This is a genomic window from Paenibacillus sp. OSY-SE, assembly GCF_000283315.1.
GTDB lineage: Bacteria > Bacillota > Bacilli > Paenibacillales > Paenibacillaceae > Paenibacillus_B > Paenibacillus_B profundus.
Genome location: NZ_ALKF01000189.1, coordinates 90,118 through 109,617, shown reverse-complemented (window position 1 = coordinate 109,617; position 19,500 = coordinate 90,118). Strand labels below are relative to the sequence as shown.

Below are 19,500 nucleotides of genomic sequence, written 5' to 3'. Positions count from 1 at the left end.
TTGCAAGGGCGAGTTTTTTTGAGTTTACAGAATTCATAAAATCGGAATAGAAGATGTTCAGAGCGCAGAACTCCCTTTCCTTTTTATCGAAAACATGTTGTCTGACTTCCGTGCAGTGGCCTTTCGCTCCATTCACCCGGAGAGCGTCGAGGATTAAGGCTCATGTCGGTTACGTATATCCTGCCATGAAACGGCCGATCACGATGACGGTGAACAAGAATGTCAAAGGACGTACCGCCTCCTGATGGAAGGGGAGAATGAAGCAAAGGATCGGATGAAGCGAATCACCGTCAGTTTGAACGCGCTATTTTCATGTATAAACTTTGTCTTTTGCAACTGATTGATGTCTTCTAATAATTCATAGATTCGGATTTCTACGGAACTGTATGGCGGCTGCTAGAGTAAACAGGAACTGGTAACGGACAAGTGGCTCTGTTTTTGTAAATTGTACGCTTGTATTAGGTTCAAATGTCGTGCCGATACCCGTCGTGGACTAATATACTGTAGTACCTTGGCAAAGGAGGTGGAATGATACCTGTTCCCCGTAAGTCGGCAGAACGGGCAGAACCTGATGAAACCAAAGTTGCTCTTATTCTCCCATTTATGCAACAAGACTTACATTACCGGAGCTGAAAAACTGCTTCTTTTTCTGACGCGTGAATTGCAGGCATACTACGATTGCGTGCTTGTCGTACCTGAAGAGGGACAGTTATCTGCACAAGCATCAGCCTATCAGATTCCGTTTATTGTCCAGCCATGCCGATTGTTCTACTCGATGGTGTTGCCGTCGGCGAATTTGCTTGCCGAGCTTGAGCATGTACGGCAGCATTCGGAGTGGGATGCGGTCGTTCGGCTTCTGGCCGACCTGCGACCGGATATCGTGTTGACCAACACCTCGGTGCATGCGCTGCCGGCGCTTGCCGCCAAGTCGCTAGGCATACCGGTGCTGTGGCAGATTAATGAAGCGATTGCAGATAATGCATTCACCTCCAATGCCGTCTCGCTCATTCGAATGTTCAGCGATGGAATCATCGGAGTCTCGGAGACTACCCTTGCGCCGTTTCGCCGTTATGTTGCGGGACCGCATGTTCCGATATACGTGCTGCCTCCCTCTTGGCACATGGATTCGTTGGAACCGGAACGATGGTCCGAGCTCAGGGCAAGGAAGCGGTATGAGCTTGATCTTTCTCCCGCTCACCGCCTCATCGGTTATATATCCTCTGCCATATACGCCAACAAAGGTTTAGAACACTTTCTGCACATGGCCCTTCAAGTAAGCGAACGTGTCAAGGATGCGCGCTTCGTGGTGGTTGGCGCCCCGGCGAATGAAACGTACTTTAAAACATGCAAGGACATGGTGAAATCAGCGCCCGCCAATCGCTTTCATTTTATTCATTTTGTGTCTTCCGTCCAGTCCATTTACCCCGCAATGGACATCGTGGTCATACCAAGCCTTGCCCCGGAAGGCTTCGGCTTAACTGCGCTGGAGGGTCTCGTGTTCGGCAAACCGGTGGTCGCTTATGGTTCGGGTGGATTAGCGGAAATTATGCGGGCTACCGGCAATGAGGAATCCATGGCCGAACCGGGCAACGTGAACCAATTAACGCAGAAGGTGTTAGATTTGGCGCTGCATCGGGATAAAGCCGAAGCGCTTGGCAGACGCAATCGGGAAGCGGCGGAGCGGGAGTTCGGTGCAGGAACATACCGAGATCGGTTAGCTCACATACTTGTTCACCACGTCATCCATAATCCCGCTATCTATCGCCTCATTCAAGGCTCACAGCCTATCGTTTACTTGGAGGACCATGGTGCGTATCGTCCTATTCCCGCAGCTCATCGGTTCAAGTATGCGGATCCGGCACATGTCCGCCGCCTGCCAGATGCTGTGCTTGCTGCTTTGCCGAAAGGAGCAGCCGTGGAAATGCCCGGGACAGCGCCGCCCGCTCCGGTAGAAGGTACGCGGAAAGAACGGCCGCGCCGTAGAAAGCGCAAGCGCCGAGCCCGCACAGTGAGAAGAAGTCGGCGTGAGCTGAGGCGATTGCGCATTTCGCCGAAGCGGCGCATCCGGGCCATTCGCAGAAGCGGGAACAGGAGAGTGCGGCAAGGGCGCAAGCGCGTGCAGCGCCGCAAACGTCCTTGAACTATTTCCTGCTTACATTCGCGAAGCAGACTAAATATTTTTTGAAACGAGGGGATAAGTGCGATGCGTGTCATGACGATTCTCGGAACACGCCCCGAAATCATTCGTCTCAGTGTCATAATGAAGAAGCTAGACCGACTGGCCGGGCGTCATGTCATCGTGCATACGGGACAGAACTTTACCCATACGTTGAGCGCCATCTTTTTTGAAGAGATGCAATTAAGGCAGCCTGATTATGTGATAAACCATAAGCAGCAAAGCTTCGGCGGACAGCTTGCTTCCATGTTTGAGCATGTCGAAATCATTTTGGAAAAAGAGCGGCCAGACAAAGTGCTGCTGCTCGGGGACACGAACAGCGCCTTATCGGCCATCATTGCCGAACGTATAGGCATTCCCGTCGTGCACATGGAAGCGGGCAACCGCTGCTTTGATTTGGCGGTGCCGGAAGAGAAGAATCGCCGCGTCATCGACGCGATTTCTTCCATTAACATGCCGTACACCGAACAGAGCAAGCAGAATTTGATTCGCGAAGGCATTCCCAGCCAGCGGATAGTGGTGACGGGGAACCCAATCTACGAAGTTCTTCTCCATTATCAGGCGCAAATTAATGCAAGCCCCATTCTCGATCAGCTCCAATTACAGCCGCAGCAATATTTCATCGTGACAGCCCATCGCGCAGAGAACGTAGACGACCCCGAGCATTTGATTCAAATTGTGCAAAGCTTAAATACCATTGCCGAGACACAACAGCTCCGTTTAATCTTCAGCATTCACCCACGAACCAGATCTAAATTGACCCAGCATCGTATCAAGCTGCATCCGCTAGTCGAGAGTTATGAGCCGTTCGGTTTTTTTGACTTCGTCCGGCTGGAGCAGCATGCGCGCTGTGCCATTACAGATAGCGGCACCGTACAGGAGGAGTGCTGCATCTTTCAGGTGCCGACCGTAACCATCCGCAATTCGACCGAGCGTCCCGAAACCGTTGATTGTGGAAGCAACGTCGTATCCGGATTGCAAGCCGACAACATCGTTGATGCGGTATCCATTATGACGGCTTTGCCTACCGGCTGGAGCTGTCCGGACGGATACGTAACGAAGGATGTATCGGATAAAGTAGTTAAATTTTTGCTTGGAGGGAACATCCATGTTTAATGACACGCGCATTCTTGTGACTGGCGGCACCGGTTCATGGGGACATGAGCTAGTTCGGCAGCTGTTACCGCAAAATCCGAAAAAAGTGACGATATTCTCTCGCAATGAATCAAGTCAGGTGGCGATGAGCCGTGCGTTTGAAGATGATAGGTTAAGCTTCTGCGTCGGTGACATACGGGACAAGGATGCGCTCATGCACGCGTGCCAGGAAGTGGACTACATCTTTCATCTCGCTGCACTCAAGCACGTGCCTGTATGTGAAGAACAGCCGTATGAGGCATTAAAGACTAACGTCATTGGAACACAGAACGTCATTGAGGCAGCAGTTGAAAATAAAGTGAAGAAGGTCATTTACATCTCCACAGATAAAGCAGCTAACCCGTCGAATTTCTATGGCATGACCAAAGCGATCGGAGAAAAGTTGATTGTATACGCAAATCTGCTGCGTTCCTCTACCAAATTCGTCTGTGTGCGCGGCGGCAATGTGCTCGGCACCAACGGCAGCGTTATCCACCTGTTCATGAATCAAATCAAGACGAAGTGCCAAATTGGAATTACCGATAAAAAAATGACACGTTTTTTTCTCACTTTGCAAGATGCGGTCACGCTTTTGTTTAAAGCGACAAAAGAGAGCTTCGGCGGTGAAGTTTTCGTCATGATGATGCCGACCTGCCGCATTATCGACTTGGCAGAAGTGCTGATCGATCATTCGGGTCAAGATAATGTGCGCATTGTCGAGACAGGCATTCGTCCCGGTGAGAAAATTCATGAAATATTGATGAGCGAATATGAAAGTTTGACGACTATCGTGTATGACGACGCCTACTTAGTTATTTTGCCTACCCTTGATTTACCTAGGTTAAAAGAGCAATACAGCCGATACTCTCCGGTCGATTTCTCCAGCTTCAGCTCAGAGCACGATCTGATGAATAAAGACGCTATCGCAGCGCTGCTGAAGCGGGGAGGCTTCTTGAAATGAAAATTCTCGTCATCGGGGGCAACGGAATGGCGGGCCATATTCTGGTCCGCTATTTCCGGGAACAAAGGAACGTCGCCTTGTTCTATACGTGCCGTGATGCAACAGAAGAACACGCTCTAATATTGGATGTGACCGATACGGAGCAAGTGGAACGACTCGTAACTGCCGTGCGTCCTCATGTCATCATCAATGCCGTCGGCATGTTGAATGAAGCGGCGGCACAAAGGCCGATCGAAGCCTATCAAGTGAACGGACTGCTGCCGCATCGTCTGCGGCAGATTGCTGACCGAATGGGAGCGCGTGTCATTCATATTAGTACCGACTGTGTGTTTTCCGGGCATAAAGGGCAGTACCGGGAAGACGATAAAACAGATGGAGCCTCTCTATACGCGGTAACCAAAAAGCTGGGTGAGTTAACCGTTGCACCACACCTCACCATACGCACCTCGATTATCGGACCTGAAATCCGACCGCAAGGCATCGGACTGCTGCATTGGTTTCTCCGTCAAGAAGGAACAATCCAGGGCTATCGTCAAGTGTGGTGGAATGGAGTCACGACATGGGAACTGGCGCGTGCTATTCATCATTACCTTCAGCGCGGAATAAGCGGCTTAATCCATTTGGGGCATCCGCAACCGATTCATAAGCATGACTTACTGACGTTGTTCAAAGATGTATTCCTGAAAGTCAATGTAGACATTGTGCCAACCGACGAGCCTGCTTCAAATCGTACATTGGCCAATACACGTGCCGATGCTGATTATCCACTCCCTTCGTATATCGCCATGGTGACAGAATTAGCGGTAAGGATGCATTGGCGATGAACGGGGGTGGGACACTGCTCGTCACCGGAGCTTCCGGATTTACCGGTCGTCATGCTTGTCGTCATTTTCTGAATTCCGGGATGCGGGTCATTGCCCTTACGCGGCGTGCGGATGCTGATGTGTCAGCGATGGGAGCGGAAGTGGTCATGTGTGACTTGCAAGATCGTGAGCGGGTCTCGGAAGTAGTGAAGCAGGTGCATCCGGATTATACGCTTCATCTGGCCGGCATGAATTCCGTACAGGATTCTTGGTCCGATCCACTTCACATGCTGGATGTGAATGTAATGTCCACGCTGCATTTGTTGAACGCGCTCCGCCTGACTCCGAACAGCCGTATTCTGATCGTTACATCGAAGTTGAAAGCATCTTATGCGCCTGTCTTTTCGCCGTCTCATCCCTACTCGTTAAGCAAGACATTGCAAGAATTAGCAGCCCTCGGATGGGCTCATCTATTTGCACAGGACGTTCTGCTGGCAGAGCCGTCCAATCTGATCGGCCCTGGTTCCTCTTCAGGCATTTGCGGCTTGCTGGGACGCTATATTGTGCAGACGGAAAAAGGAGAAGGGCCGCCGCGCTTCAACATATCCAATCGACATGAACAGCGAGATTTCCTCGATGTGCGGGATGCGGCAGCAGCGTACGAACTCATTCTCAAGCATGGCAAGCAAGGACACATTTATCCCGTTGAAAGCGGACGGTATCGCAGTTTGGGGAGTGTGGCGGATACATTCGCTCGCTGTTCGCTAGTACCAGTCGAATTCCAATATGGCGATGAGACTGAGCCATACTCCAGCGTTAAACCCAATGACATCTCTTTTCCTGAGCGGTGGGGCTGGGCACCGCTGCGCGCATTTGAACAGTCAGTGGCTGATATTCTGCATTATTATCGGAAGGAGGGGGAACTCCATTGAAGGATTTTACGTTCCCATTAGTAACGATTATCATCCCGTTTTATAACGATCTGTTTGTGGGTCAGGCCCTTCGCAGTGCGCTTCAGCAAACGTATCCCCAATTCGAGATTATCGTCGTTGATGACGGTTCCACTCAGTATGCGGATCGCATTCGCCCTTATATGGATCGCGTTCATTACTTGGGCAAAGCGAACGGCGGGACGGCATCCGCGCTTAATCATGGCATCAAGTATGCTTCAGGAGAATACATTGCTTGGCTGAGCTCCGACGATTTGTTTTATCCTGACAAACTAGTTAAGCAGTTGGAGTATATGATGACGTGGAACGCCTACATCTGCCACACGAATTTCGATAACATCAATGGATACAGCCAAGTGACGCAGCATCGCGCGGCCGTAACATTCCCGTCTATGGGCGAATTTTATCAGAGCTTCTTCAAATTCAATCCGGTGAACGGATGTACGGTAATGATGAAGCGCGAATTATTGCAATATATCGGTAACTTTAACGAGGAACTCCCGTTTACGCACGATTTGGATCTTTGGTACCGGGCCATATTGAACGGCTTTGACTTTCATTTCGTCGATGAGCCATTCACGGCTTACCGTTGGCACGGTGGCATGGGTACGATGAAGCATGGAGCCGCAATAATGAAAGAGGCTGCAGAGACGAACAGCCGGTACCAACCGCTTCTTGCTAAGTTTTTGCAGCGGATGTCAGTGTAACGCCGAGAGGAATAAGACGGAGCATCCTATGGTTCGGCTGCTGAACATTTGGGTGCTCCCCTCTGAAGTGAGGGGATGCTATAGGCGCATCTCGCTAGGCGCATACCCTTGCCGCGATGGAGTATTGTGCATATGTTGTTAGCGATGAACATCGGCAGCAGCCAAAGGAAGGAGCAGCGTGAATTTGGGAGTGTACTATTCCGAATTATTAGATAATCCGCTCGTTAATGATGAACTGATGGTGAAATATGCAGATATTCGAATTGAAAACCAACATTCACAAGGGGCGAACGTATTGGTACGCCTTATTTGCAACAGGGTCATCGTATCGGAGCATATTCATAGAATAACGCAGCAGGGAAATCCAGGTGACGTGCTTAAAATATCGGACGTGCGGCTTTCACCTGGACCGTATGGATTTCAAGTGTTTACAACCATTATAGGCAATCATCCATTGCAGGTGTCTGTGCAAATGAAAAACAACGAGCAATCCATTGTTCGTACGCTTGGAATGGAGACGTTCACGGAGGTTGACGTGTTGAAATAGGGTCCGATCCTATGACTAGAAACGGGACAGTAGATTGAGTGGGAGACGGGGTGAATAAAATGCGAATCGTTGTAACGGGTGGAGCGGGCTTCATTGGGTCACATCTCGTGGATGCTCTAATCAGTCAAGGACATGAGGTGCATATCCTTGACAACCTCAGTGCAGGAGGGAAATCGTATGTTACACCGCAAGCGGTGCTTCATGAACTGGATATCGCGGAAGAAGCAGCGGGGCGGGAGATAGAGCTCATTCAGCCGGAAATTGTGTTTCATCTTGCCGCGCAAGCGGATGTTAAGCGTTCCATTGCGCAGCCGGTAATAGATATGCGAACCAATATTCAAGGCACCTTGGTTACGCTTGCCGCATGCTTGAAAGCGAAGGTGCGGCATGTGGTGCTCGCTTCAACCTCAGCCGTATATGGAGACATTGCCCTTGATACGTATGAGGAGCATCAGCCCCCAGCGCCGCTCTCCTGTTATGGATTATCCAAGCTAACGGCTGAACGCTATCTTCAATTATTTGCCCGCTTACATGGTCTGAATGGAACGATATTGCGCTTTGCGAATGTGTACGGACCGAGACAGACGCCAAAAGGTGAAGGTGGTGTTATCGCCTTGTTCATAGACCGCCTGCATGCCAATGCTCCTCTTACTATTCATGGGGACGGAGAACAGACGAGGGACTTCATCTTTGTCGGGGATGTTGTGGATGCATGCCTGCGTGCAGCCGAATGCCGCAAGGACGGCTTATGGCAAGTTGGAACGGGGAAGACAACTTCCATCAATGAGCTTGTTCATCATTTGCTGCACATTTGCGGAAAGCCTGCACAGCTGGAAAAGCTTCCACAGAGATTAGGGGATATACGTCACAGCTGTCTCAGTTACGAGCGTCTTCGGCAGGATATGGGATGGTCTCCGAAAGTCTCTCTTCTTGAAGGATTGGAACGTACTTATCATGCATATAACGCTAAAGAAAGCTGAAGTGCGGATTGATATCGTTCACAATTCAGACACGAACTTTTAAGTATGCTTTCAGTTTCATTTAATCTCACATTAGAGTTCATTGGGTATGATGCTTGTTGGAGCATTCTGTGAGGGCACGCCGCATGTGGCTTGCGGGTGCCGTCCACGGGAGGTTAGGACAAGGAGGGTCATTATGTTAGAAGTGAAGGACGTCAGTAAGATGTTCGACGAACGTCGTGGCGTACAGCACATTGACTTCACGATGGAGCGCGGCGAAATCGTCGGCTTCTTGGGTCCGAATGGCGCAGGTAAGACGACGACGATGCGCATGATTACGGGCTATCTGAACCCGACCGGCGGGAGCATTACCATTGACGGGCTATCCATGTCGGAACACGGTGCTAAAGCTCGCAGCAAAATAGGCTACTTGCCTGAGACACCACCGCTTTATCCGGAGATGACCGTGATGTCGTATTTGCGTTTTGTGGCCGATTTGCGGAACGTTCCGGTTCGGGAGCAGAAGAAGCGTATCAATGAAATGCTGGACAAGCTTGGATTGCATGGCAGAGAGCAACAAATGATTCGAAGTCTATCGAAAGGGTTCAAGCAAAGGCTTGGATTGGCACAGGCCATAATCCACAAGCCTGATCTGCTTGTGCTTGATGAGCCGACATCGGGACTCGACCCGAATCAAATTATTGAGATTCGTCAACTGATCCGTGAGCTTGGGGAGCAGCATACGGTGCTGCTCAGCACCCATATACTCCCCGAAGTGAATATGTTGTGCAACCGTGTGCTTATTATTCATCAAGGACAAATCGTGCTGGACGAACGTCCGGACAGATTAGGCACGGCCATGGGGCAAGAGGTTAGTTTGCATTTGGAAGTGAAAGGACCGACTGAGTCTATTATTCAAGTGGTGTCTGCCTTGCCGCTTGTGACGGAAGTCCAAATTGTCGGCGATGGATTTCAAGAGGCCTGCCGGAATGAAGAAGTTGATGAGGCTCCGATTACAACTATGGATCATACCGACACGGGTCTAGAAGGGGCTGGACAGGAGGCGGACTTAGCAGTGCAGGTGTGCGTCGACAATTATGAGCTGACCACCTCACAACCAGGCGTTCCTTCGCCGGAATCAGGAGAGACAATAAAGCTGCGCGTCGTATCACAGGATCATTCCGATGTGCGCGAAGCGCTATTCTACGCACTGGCAGACGCAGGGTACCCTCTGCTTGAAATGAAGCGGGAAATGACGAGTCTTGAGGATGTGTTCACTCGCTTGACAACGGAGGAGGATTCAGGTGATGCGTAGGTTCAATGCCATTTTTCGCAAGGAGATGCATGCTTATTTTACGTCGCCGACATCTTATGTTGCTTTTGCGGTGTATGTACTCATTTCCAGCATTTTATTTTATATGAACTTTGTTATGTTTCAGCCTAGCATCATCGATTTCCGGCTCGTATCGGGCAACGCGACCTTTATGTACGTATTTGTTATTCCTTTATTGACAATGAGGCTCTTCTCGGATGAATTCCGACAGGGAACGGATGAGCTGCTGCTTACTTCCCCGGCACGAATGACTGAAATTGTGCTCGGCAAATATGCCGCAGCCCTCGTATTAATGGTAGTTCTGGTCGGCTTTACTCTCATTTATCCCATCGTTATGTCATTTTACGGCACATTGGATATGAAGATGATGATTACTTCCATTATCGGCATGCTGCTGCTGACGGCTGCCATGGCGGCGGTGGGGTTGTTCGCGTCCACCTTGTCGCAGCATCAGATGGTGACGGCGATCGCCTCTTTTGTCATGCTGCTCACGTTCTGGACGATGTTGGATTGGGCGGCATCATCCTCTGGCACGCTCGGAGAATGGCTGATGCCGTTTGCGATGAACACGCGGCTGGACTCGTTCATGAAAGGGGTGCTAAATGGCGCGGACGTCCTCTTTTTCATTACATTGACGGCCGTATTCGTCGTGTTGAGTATTCAGGTGCTTGAAAGAAAACGGTGGAGGTAACGAATTATGAAAAAATGGCTGCGAGGAACGAACGCTGCTCTGCTGTCGGCCGCCGTTATCGGCATCTTTGTGTTGTTGACGTATTTTTTACAGTCGTTAACGGGATTTCAGTGGGACTTGACGCAAAACAAATCATTTACATTGTCGGAACAGACGACCACGACCTTGACGTCGATACAAGATAAAGTTGATATGAAGCTGTTCTTAACTCCGAACGATGATCCACTTCTAACGCGGCAGGTTGCGGATATGGGGCAGGAGCTCGCGAAGCATAACAGTCATATTGTGTTTCAGCAGTATGACCTGCTGAAGGAGCCGTCATTGGCGCAGCAATATGGGCTGGCAGGAAGCTCGATTGTGTTCGAGCAGGGATCAAAACGCAAGACGGTTGGACTGTATGAAATGTTCAGTGCTGGTGACGGATATGGGGCTTATAAGTTCAGCGGCGAGGAGAAAATGACGCAGGCGCTGCGCAGCTTGACAACTGATAAGAAGTCTAAGGCCTATGTGCTGTCCGGTCATCAGGAACTTCCGCTGTCTCAAATGACGGCGTTGGCTTCTAGTCTTGGCGAAGATAATATTGAATTACAGGAATTGAATCTGTACCGCGAAGGTGAGATTCCGAAGGATGCAGACTTCGTGATGCTGCTCGGTGGCAGCCAGGACCTGACCGATAAGGAAGCGCAGCTGCTGAAGAAGTACGCGGAGGGAGACGGGAAGCTGTACATTGCGCTCGGATTCAATCCTGAGATGGAACGGTCATGGAGCAATCTCGATGGACTGCTGCAGCAGCTAGGGGTGGAGAACAAGCATGCGGTAGCGGTAGAAGCGAAAGAGAGCATTCTTTACGATCCATTCACAATCATACCCGAGTATGGTACGCATGAATTGACGGCCAAGCTGTCGCAATACAACTTGCTTACGATGCTCAGCCTGGGGCTGCCGCTTGAGGCAAAGGCGACAGATACGCTGGAGGCGGAACCGATCCTTCGTACGTCAGCCGAATCGTATGGAGAAACAGATCTTGAGCGGCTTATAAAAGAGGGAAGCGAACGCGGAGATCAAGATATCAATGGTCCGTTGACGCTCGGGTTGGCGGTAACGACGTTGGACGGCAAGCCAAAGGCTGTTGTCATCGGCGGTTCCAGTTTTTTGGATGACGATAACATTTATACGCAAGGCAATCGCGATTTTGCATTGAACAGTGTGAACTGGTTACAAGGCAACGATGATCAAGTCACGATTAGACCGCGGGAGCATGAAGCATACCAGATAACATATCTCACTCCAGGTCAAGCGCAGGCCATTTTATGGACGACTGTTATTGGCTTCCCACTCTTGCTGCTCCTCATCGGGGCAGGACTATGGTGGAGAAGGAGGCATGGATAATGAAGAAGGCGCTGCCGACGGTCATTCTGCTGCTTGTATTCGCAGTCGGATTATGGTATGCATCAGCCAACAATTTCTTCCGTACCAATCAGGAGGAAGCCAAGAATACGCTCCTGCAAGTGAATCAACAGCAAATTACCGCCCTGACGATTCAGATTCAGGAAGAACAGGTGGAGCTGGTGAACAATAAGGGGCAATGGGCGATGACCAAGCCGGATACCTATCCTATAAATACCTATCCAGTAGACGATTGGTTGTCGACGATATCAAACGTGAGCGTGGAGTCGACGGTGGAGGAGCACGCTGCTGATATGGACAAGTATGGATTAGAGAAGCCGTCTCAGACATTCACCGTGTCCGTGCGTGACGGCAAGACTCACCGCATCAATGTCGGTGCCGAGTCTCCCGTCTCCGGCTTCTTCTATGCAACGGCAGATGATGAACGGACGGTGTATCAAGTGTCACAATCCGCGCTGTCGAGCCTGGCGCGAACAGCCTTCGACTTTGCTGCGAAGGAGCCTCTGACCTTTCCACTTGAACGGGTGAAGCAGTTCGAATGGAACTGGTCGGGGCAGTCCTATCGTTTGCAGCATGTGGACAAAGCGGAGACACCAACGGAAGCCAATTCTGACGACGGCCGCAGCCAAGAGGCCAATAAGGAAGAAAGTGAAATAAAGAATTGGCTGCTTAACGGTAAGTCTATAACCGAAAATGACGCCACGACGCTGATGAACAAAATGAGGTATTGGATGACGGAGCAGGAGCCATCTCGGACTGCATCCTTGTCTCATATTGCGAATAATGAACCGGATTGGTCGTTGGACCTTTCGCTGAAGCCGGATCAGGAGGTGACGGGACAAGAGGAAAAAGGAAAAGCAGAGACGCGACAGTATAAGGGATATATGCAAGGCGAAGAGCTATGGATTGTTCCGCCAAATAGTGAGTGGGCATATGCCATTCATAAGCAGGAGCTTCTGGATGTTCAGACGCTCTGGCACGGGAAGATGAGCGATAACGAAGATAAACAAGCCACTAAGAAATGAGAGAGAAGGCCTGGAGGAGAAAAACCTGGAATTTTCAAGAGGACGCCGGAGGCGTATAATCCGGCGTTGTCCTCCGGGCCCGTCTTCTTCCTAGAACATGGTGTTCTGGTTGGCTGAATGCTCTGGCACAGGTTGAATGACATCCCAATGCTCGGCGATTTTCCCATCCTCAATTCGAAAAATATCCAAGATAGCATTTCCACGGTCATTTGGACCCGTAACCGTATGATTATGCACCGCAACGTAGTCGCCTTCGGCAATGATCCGCTTGATCGATGCATGATAGCCAGGGTACTTTTTAAAAAGATCCCTAAAAGTATCCATAAATGCTTTTCGTCCGGTAGGCACCGCGGGGTTATGTTGAATATAGTCTTCTGTCAGCAAATGGACCGCAGCATCCACTTGATGCTGATTAAATACAGTGTCGAAGAGACTTCGAACGAGTTCCTTATTTCTGCGAAGATGTCCAGCTTCATTCCTAGGGTATACAACAACAGGATAAACGAGAACGGAATTAGGGTACGGGGTGTAGCACGGAGTGTAACCGGTAAAAGGTTGATTTAACATATACCGGTGATGAAAATACATTAATAAAAACCTCCTAATTGGGGTGTAAAGACTTAAGTAATAATATGCATGTAACTAGACATTTGCCCGCAAAACTTGAAACTGACAATCATTCAACTGTAACGGATTCAAACTTTGGTGTGCGAAGATGTATTCCAAGCGAATCATGGACACGTTGTATTTACGAGCAATGCAGGACTATAGACGTCTTTTTTCTTAGAATCTGCTTAAGATTACATGGACGAAGCAGCAGGGATTGCCCATGCGCTGATAACGATGGGCGGGATGAAGAAGCACGGAAAATGGAAAACTGCTGCTATGGATACAAGGGAGAAGTCTGTCTGAAGAATGGAAGATTTATGGGTGAAGTATGCCTGTTGCCGGATAAGAGTAGAGTAAACAAGAAAAAGAAAAAGCCACAGAGGGCTTATATGTCAAAAAGAGGGCCATCGAAGAAGCAGTATCGCTTGCGAGAAGCCGCCGCCGAAGCCATAAAGAAGCGTGAGATGCCCCGGCTGCAATCTTCCGTCCTTCAACCCCTCGGCAATGGCTAATGGGATACTCGCAGCGGAAGTATTGCCATAATATTGTACGCTTGTCAGCGTGTGCTCTATTGGGATGCCAGAGCGTTCGCATATCGATTCAATCATGCGCAGATTGGCACTATGGGGAACAAACTGATCCACTTGATCCGCTGAGTATCCTGCTTCTTTCAATATCCGTTTCACTCCAGCTGGTATTTGCTGCAGCGCCCATTTGTATACTTCTCTTCCGTTTTGGAACAATGTACCGTCAGCCCTCATCTCAATGTCTCCGATGCGCTCAGCTATCGCGCGACGATGCAATACGCCCCCTGTATCTCCCATCGTTAACGAACCGGAAGCAATAAAGCAACTTTGTTCCGTCCCGGCTTCAAGGAGGATAGCCCCGGCTCCGTCGCCAAATAATATGCAGGTGCTGCGATCTTGATAATCCACCGCCCGCGTTAATACTTCAGAGCCGATAACAAGCACCTTGCGGTGCATGCCGGAATCAATCAGACCGATGGCTACTTGCATCGCACTGACAAAGCCTGCGCATGCGTTGGAAATATCTAACGCCATCGCATTGGAAATGCCTAGTCGGGCTTGAACAAGAGCGGCTGTGCTCGGGAAGAATGCATCTGGAGTCGAGGTCGCAACAAGCAGCGCATCTATAGTCTGCACATCCACACCATGACGCTCTGCCAAATTAAGCACTGCATGATATGCTAAATCGCTGGCATACGTATCGGGACCAACAATTCTCCGCTCAATCATACCTGTACGCTGAACGATCCATTCATGATTCGTATCGACCATCGCAGATAGATCTTCATTGGTCAAACGATGCTCCGGTACGTAGGTGCCGAATGCTGTAATTCGTGCTTTAGTATGCAGCTTCACGGTTTGCAAGATGATAAAATCCTCCTTTAATACGTATCAAAAAGTGTATGAGTAAATGCAGTGTTTTAATTAGCACCTGGTACTAAAGTGCGATGCTCTAATATTATAGTGGCAGCTAAAAATTGTCAACAAAGGATTGTTCAGAGGCGGCAATTTCCAACCCATTCCACTGCAAGGAGTGGAAGAGCGGGAAAAACATATCGGCATAACATCCTCTCGTCAGCGCATGCTATGTGTTGTGACACCCCCCATTCAACTATACAAGGAGGAAATTCGATGCGATTGAAGGTGGCTTTGCTGACGATGACGGCTGCGCTCGTGATGACGATGGGTATGACAGGTTGTACGACTCGGGATAATGTAACCACCAAGAGTGCCCGCCCGAATAACATGTACCGTTCCACAGATGGTGTTCGACCGCTTGACGGGGATTACCGCTTTAATGCCAACCGCTATAATACGAATTTTACCGGAAACGGTTACCGTACGAACACTCTAGATAACAATTTAAGCGGAACGTACGGAACGCACGGTAATTACGACGGCATGTACGGTCACGGTCGTAGCTATGATGGCATGCACGGTCGTAACTATGATGGCATGCATAGCCGTAATTATGATGGCATGCACGGTCGTAATTACGACATGAGTGGCGGACGCTATGGTATGCATTCCGCGAACAGCAAAATGGAAATGAGCCAAAAGATCGCCAATAAGATTGCAACAATTAAAGGCGTGAAATCGGCAAACGTAGTGGTGACGAATAACAATGCTTACGTTGCGGTTACAACGGAACATACAACAACGGCGCCGAAAGGTAAAATCTCTGGAATGAGTACTCATCGCCAAGATGGCCGTACTTATGGAACAAGCAAGCACGGATCTCATATGGGTACTCATGGAACAAGCAAACACGGATCTCATATGGGTACTCATGGAACAAGCAAGCACGGTTCTCATATGGGTACTCATGGGACAAGCAAGCATGGTTCTCATGCTGGCTCTTATGGGACACGTTCGACGAGCGCTAGCGATGTCCCTACTGATTTGAAAGAAAAAATCGGCAATATGGTTAAAAAAGAAGCGCCAAACTGTAACAATGTGTATGTTTCTGCCAATCCGGATTTCGTTGATCGAATGAATTATTATAATAATTATGCAGCAAACGGACAGCCACTTACCGGGTTTGCTAATGAATTCCAAGAAATGATTTACCGCATCTTCCCGACGAATGCCGGCGCTAACCCTACAGGACAGCCGACTCGGTTGAACAACATGGCTCCAGGAAGATAATACGTCAAGGCTACGATGCAGGACTTGATCTCTCCGCAACAAGTATGCGTTATGTGTGCAGCAGAGAGACAAGCCCTGCATTTACATAAAAGAAGAAGCCTATCGTTAACGTGCTTCAACCGGGATTGTTTTATGTATGCTGCCTTGTTTTTGGGGAAGGCGAAGCCCATTTTTACGAAGCACCGCACCAAGTGTAATCGCCCTTCATAGTATAACTTTGACTGTATCCCTTAACCTTGTTATATTACAAAAATTTGGGCAAGGAGGGGTGACACTTGAAGGGTAGCGATCACAAAAGCAAGTTCCTGCTGACTAATCGTGAACGCGAAGTCTTTGAATTACTTGTTCAGGACAAAACGACCCGTGATATTGCACAACAATTATTTATTAGCGAAAAAACGGTCCGAAATCACATTTCGAATGTAATGCAAAAATTGAACGTAAAGGGTCGTTCGCAAGCGGTAGTCGAGCTAATCAAGCTTGGGGAGTTAAAAATCTAACAATTAGCCCATCGCCCTGACAATTTTAGCCTTCTTGACCATATCCTACAACGGATCATGTGATAGGAGGTTCTTTGATGAGCAAGTTCGGACGACTTGCACCGAATAAATTCAAGCGTAGGACTAACAGCGTAACGTTGTTGGAATTACGCTTTATTTTTTTAACTGTATAAAAAGAAAAGCGCCTCTCTCGGAGAAGCGCTTCTGCCTATCTGTAATCGTTACATATGAGTGCTGCCTTTAACCCATACGCGTTGAATGTTCAAGTCCACGTCGGTCCAGACGAGATCCGCCTGCTTGCCGACTTCAATGCTGCCGGTTACGTGATCGATGCCAATCTGCTTGGCAGGGTTCGTGCTCGCGAGTTGGGATACTTCAGGGATAGTCAGTCCTACAAAGCTCACCATATTTTTAACAGCCTGAATCATTGTCAGTGTGCTGCCTGCTAACGAATCGCCCTCGGTCAGACGGCATACGCCATTCCGCATGGTAACAGCCAAGCCGCCCAAATCGTACTGGCCGTCTGGCATGCCTGCAGCGGACATCGCATCAGTAATGATGACGAGCTTGCCCGGTGCCTTGGTACGCGCCAGCATCTTGATGCAGGCCGGATGCACGTGGATACCATCGGCAATGATCTCTGCCGTAATGCGATCATCGGTCAGCACCGCGCCGGCTACACCCGGATCGCGATGGTGAATCGGCGTCATCGCGTTGAACGTGTGCACTGCCTGATTCAACCCCGCGTTCGCCGCGCGAGTCACTTCATCGTATGTGGCAGCAGTATGTGCAGCCGCTGCGTTCACGGCGTGTGCTCGCAGCCAGCGGATGGCTGCGAGCGCATTGTTGCGCTCAGGCGCCAGACTGACTTGCTTCATAAGACCTGGGAAGCGCGCATGCCAATCTTCGAACCAGTCGATTTGCGGGTCAATCATGAAATCAGCGTTCTGAGCCCCTTTATATTTCGGGTTCACGAACGGTCCTTCCAAATGAATGCCGGCCAGTTGCGTATAGTTCATGCCTTGCTTCATATAGCCATCTACTGCAACCATGACCCGGTCAAGCGCCTCGCGGGATTGCGTCATCGACGTCGCGAGCATAGCAGTCGTGCCGTGCTCCATATGATATTTCGTAATGGCATCGTACGCTTCGCTAGTCGCGTCCATAAAGTCCGATCCGAAGCCGCCGTGCACGTGCAAATCAATAAATCCTGGAAGCACCCAGCCGCCTTGAGCGTCGATCGCTTCAGGAGCCCAATCCTGCTGCTGAGCTTCCGTTAACTCGGTCCACTTGCCGATAAAGGCGATGTTTCCGTCTTCGACACGGACAACACCGTCGCACAGTGTGCCGTTCGGTGTAACGACACGCGCATTGGTGAGGGTAAATGTTGAATTAGCCATGGAAATATTTAGCCGCCTCCTTGTCGAGCAATACGACGACGTTCGGGTGCGTTTGCAAGAGCGATGCCGGAACTTCCGTTGTAATCGGACCCGTTAATGCACGGTGTACGATGTCTGCTTTATCTGCGCCACGAACGACGAGCATAATCATTTTAGCTTTCAAAATAGATCCGACACCCATCGTGACCGCTTGCTTAGGCACTTCGTCAATGGAATCGAAGAAGCGCGCGTTCGCTTGGCGAGTCTCTTCTTTTAGGGTAACAATATGGGTACCGCCGTGCAAGTTCTGATCGGGCTCGTTGAACCCGATATGACCGTTATGCCCGATGCCTAACACTTGCAAATCAATTGAAGCGTCAGCCAGCATTTCATCGTATAGCTTGCATTCTTGCTCTAGGTTCTCCGCGTTGCCATTCGGTACGCGCGTATTTTCTTTATTAATATCGATATGATCGAATAACTGCTTATTCATAAAGGATAAGTACGTTTCCGGATGACCTGCAGGCAGACCGACATATTCATCCAGGTTGAAAGAACGAACGTTTTTGAAGCTCACGTAGCCTTTTTCATTTAAGCGGATTAATTCTTGATAAATGCCAATCGGGCTGCTGCCGGTAGCGAGACCTAGAACCGCATTCTGCTTCGTCTGGACAAGGCTTGCGATAATGCTTGCCCCGATTTGATTCAATTCTTCATTCGTTTGAAAAGTTAACAGATTCATGTGATTGTTACCTCCCTTTATCTTTACGGTACTTGCGTACCATACGATACGATTGCTCCAGCTTGGGGATGTGCTCGTCGAATTGCTCGCTGACCATGCCCGCAAACAAAATGTCGATAATGTGAAGCTGCGCGATGCGCGATGCCATGTCGCCGCGTCGAATGCCTTCTTCTAAGGAAGAAGCGCAAATAGAGATGTCTGCTAGTGAGGCGAGCCGATTGACGCCGACCTTCGTTAAGGAAATGGTCGTGGCGCCGCGTTCCTTCGCACACTGCAGAGCTTCAATCGTCTCCGGCGTTTCCCCAGAATAGGAAATGGCAAAGGCAACGTCTTCTTCGGTAAGGTTCGCAGCAGAAGTGATTTGCATATGAGGGTCGGGGAAACAAGTGGCTCGCTTCCCAATGCGAATGAGCTTTTGATAGAAATCCATCGCTACGATGCCTGAAGTCGCCATGCCATATAGATCGATTTGCCGCGCTTGCTGGAATGCAAGCAGCGTACGTTCCAAGGTGACAATATCCAGTAGCCGTGTCGTATCCGATATAGAACGGATGTGATTGGACTCAATAGCTGAAATAATATCTCGCAGGGGATTACCTGCAATAATATCTTGGTAGGATAACGGTGTTGTCTGTTGAGCCAAATCAGCTGCAAGCTTTGTCTTGAAATCGGGGTATCCGCGAAAATGAAGCGATTTGCAAAATCTGGTCACCGTAGCAGCGGACGTTCCCGATTGTTCGGCAAGCTCCGTGATGCCCATCGACACTACATTGCCCGGAAATTGCAAAATGTAATCGGCTACCTTGCGTTCCTGGGGATGAAAGTCGTGCGCTTGCTGCCGAATCGCATGCAATATACTGGACAATAAAATCATCCTCTTACGGTTGGATTTGATGAAAATA

The 19,500-nt window shown here is 49.5% G+C and carries 19 protein-coding genes; 14 read left to right on the top strand and 5 right to left on the bottom strand.

Features of this window, described 5'->3' with window-relative positions:
* The first annotated feature begins 571 nt into the window (after positions 1-571).
* The 12 genes from A372_RS34280 (at position 572) to A372_RS34275 (ending at position 12,693) form a co-directional block, all read left to right on the top strand.
* Positions 572-2,140 carry a glycosyltransferase family 4 protein gene (locus A372_RS34280; protein ID WP_019422447.1) on the top strand — a complete coding sequence of 523 codons (1,569 nt, stop codon included), beginning with the start codon at positions 572-574 and terminating at the stop codon, positions 2,138-2,140.
* A 63-nt stretch (positions 2,141-2,203) separates the two neighbouring features.
* Positions 2,204-3,292, top strand: coding sequence for a non-hydrolyzing UDP-N-acetylglucosamine 2-epimerase (wecB, locus tag A372_RS0118840; protein WP_019422446.1), 1,089 nt, complete (start codon positions 2,204-2,206; stop codon positions 3,290-3,292).
* The gene (locus tag A372_RS0118835; RefSeq protein ID WP_019422445.1) at positions 3,285-4,271 is read left to right on the top strand and encodes a polysaccharide biosynthesis protein; all 987 of its coding nucleotides are present in this window, start codon (positions 3,285-3,287) and stop codon (positions 4,269-4,271) included. The genes wecB and A372_RS0118835 overlap by 8 nt, the downstream gene beginning before the upstream one ends.
* The gene (locus A372_RS0118830) at positions 4,268-5,095 is read left to right on the top strand and encodes a dTDP-4-dehydrorhamnose reductase family protein (protein ID WP_019422444.1); all 828 of its coding nucleotides are present in this window, start codon (positions 4,268-4,270) and stop codon (positions 5,093-5,095) included. Before A372_RS0118835 ends, A372_RS0118830 begins: the two co-directional genes overlap by 4 nt.
* The gene (locus tag A372_RS0118825) at positions 5,092-6,006 is read left to right on the top strand and encodes an NAD-dependent epimerase/dehydratase family protein (RefSeq protein ID WP_019422443.1); all 915 of its coding nucleotides are present in this window, start codon (positions 5,092-5,094) and stop codon (positions 6,004-6,006) included. Before A372_RS0118830 ends, A372_RS0118825 begins: the two co-directional genes overlap by 4 nt.
* The gene (locus tag A372_RS0118820; RefSeq protein ID WP_019422442.1) at positions 6,003-6,731 is read left to right on the top strand and encodes a glycosyltransferase; all 729 of its coding nucleotides are present in this window, start codon (positions 6,003-6,005) and stop codon (positions 6,729-6,731) included. The genes A372_RS0118825 and A372_RS0118820 overlap by 4 nt, the downstream gene beginning before the upstream one ends.
* 178 nt (positions 6,732-6,909) lie before the next feature.
* Positions 6,910-7,278 (top strand): hypothetical protein, encoded by a 369-nt coding sequence (locus A372_RS0118815; RefSeq protein WP_019422441.1) that lies wholly within the window; start codon positions 6,910-6,912, stop codon positions 7,276-7,278.
* A gap of 59 nt (positions 7,279-7,337) precedes the next feature.
* Positions 7,338-8,258 carry an NAD-dependent epimerase/dehydratase family protein gene (locus tag A372_RS0118810; protein WP_019422440.1) on the top strand — a complete coding sequence of 307 codons (921 nt, stop codon included), beginning with the start codon at positions 7,338-7,340 and terminating at the stop codon, positions 8,256-8,258.
* A 175-nt stretch (positions 8,259-8,433) separates the two neighbouring features.
* Complete coding sequence (locus A372_RS0118805) at positions 8,434-9,552, top strand: ABC transporter ATP-binding protein (RefSeq protein WP_019422439.1); 1,119 nt, start codon at positions 8,434-8,436, stop codon at positions 9,550-9,552.
* Entirely contained in the window at positions 9,545-10,261 is a 717-nt protein-coding gene (locus tag A372_RS0118800; protein ID WP_019422438.1) for an ABC transporter permease subunit, read from the top strand. The genes A372_RS0118805 and A372_RS0118800 overlap by 8 nt, the downstream gene beginning before the upstream one ends.
* Before the next feature lie 6 nt (positions 10,262-10,267).
* On the top strand, positions 10,268-11,650 hold the full coding sequence (locus A372_RS0118795; RefSeq protein WP_019422437.1) for a GldG family protein: 1,383 nt from the start codon (positions 10,268-10,270) through the stop codon (positions 11,648-11,650).
* Positions 11,650-12,693, top strand: coding sequence for a DUF4340 domain-containing protein (locus A372_RS34275; RefSeq protein ID WP_019422436.1), 1,044 nt, complete (start codon positions 11,650-11,652; stop codon positions 12,691-12,693). Before A372_RS0118795 ends, A372_RS34275 begins: the two co-directional genes overlap by 1 nt.
* Positions 12,694-12,783: 90 nt before the next feature.
* Here A372_RS34275 and A372_RS34270 read toward each other — a convergent pair whose 3' ends face one another.
* Positions 12,784-13,281 carry a nuclear transport factor 2 family protein gene (locus A372_RS34270; protein WP_019422435.1) on the bottom strand — a complete coding sequence of 166 codons (498 nt, stop codon included), beginning with the start codon at positions 13,279-13,281 and terminating at the stop codon, positions 12,784-12,786.
* Between the two features lie 413 nt (positions 13,282-13,694).
* Entirely contained in the window at positions 13,695-14,693 is a 999-nt protein-coding gene (locus A372_RS0118780) for a ketoacyl-ACP synthase III (protein WP_019422434.1), read from the bottom strand.
* A gap of 267 nt (positions 14,694-14,960) precedes the next feature.
* Here A372_RS0118780 and A372_RS35525 point away from each other — a divergent pair, with 267 nt between their 5' ends.
* Positions 14,961-15,977, top strand: a complete 1,017-nt coding sequence (locus A372_RS35525; protein WP_019422433.1) for a YhcN/YlaJ family sporulation lipoprotein — start codon at positions 14,961-14,963, stop codon at positions 15,975-15,977.
* 275 nt (positions 15,978-16,252) lie between these two features.
* A complete protein-coding gene (locus A372_RS0118770; protein WP_019422432.1) occupies positions 16,253-16,477 on the top strand; it encodes a helix-turn-helix domain-containing protein in 225 nt (74 codons plus the stop codon).
* Between the two features lie 221 nt (positions 16,478-16,698).
* On the opposite strand, the gene nagA is transcribed toward A372_RS0118770, so the two are convergent.
* From nagA to A372_RS0118750, 3 genes are read right to left on the bottom strand one after another with little or no spacing between them, the layout of a single operon-like run.
* Entirely contained in the window at positions 16,699-17,877 is a 1,179-nt protein-coding gene (nagA, locus tag A372_RS0118760) for an N-acetylglucosamine-6-phosphate deacetylase (RefSeq protein ID WP_019422430.1), read from the bottom strand.
* Positions 17,870-18,598, bottom strand: a complete 729-nt coding sequence (gene nagB / locus A372_RS0118755; RefSeq protein ID WP_019422429.1) for a glucosamine-6-phosphate deaminase — start codon at positions 18,596-18,598, stop codon at positions 17,870-17,872. Before nagB ends, nagA begins: the two co-directional genes overlap by 8 nt.
* A 7-nt stretch (positions 18,599-18,605) precedes the next feature.
* A complete protein-coding gene (locus A372_RS0118750) occupies positions 18,606-19,463 on the bottom strand; it encodes a MurR/RpiR family transcriptional regulator (protein WP_019422428.1) in 858 nt (285 codons plus the stop codon).
* Between the last annotated feature and the right edge of the window lie 37 nt (positions 19,464-19,500).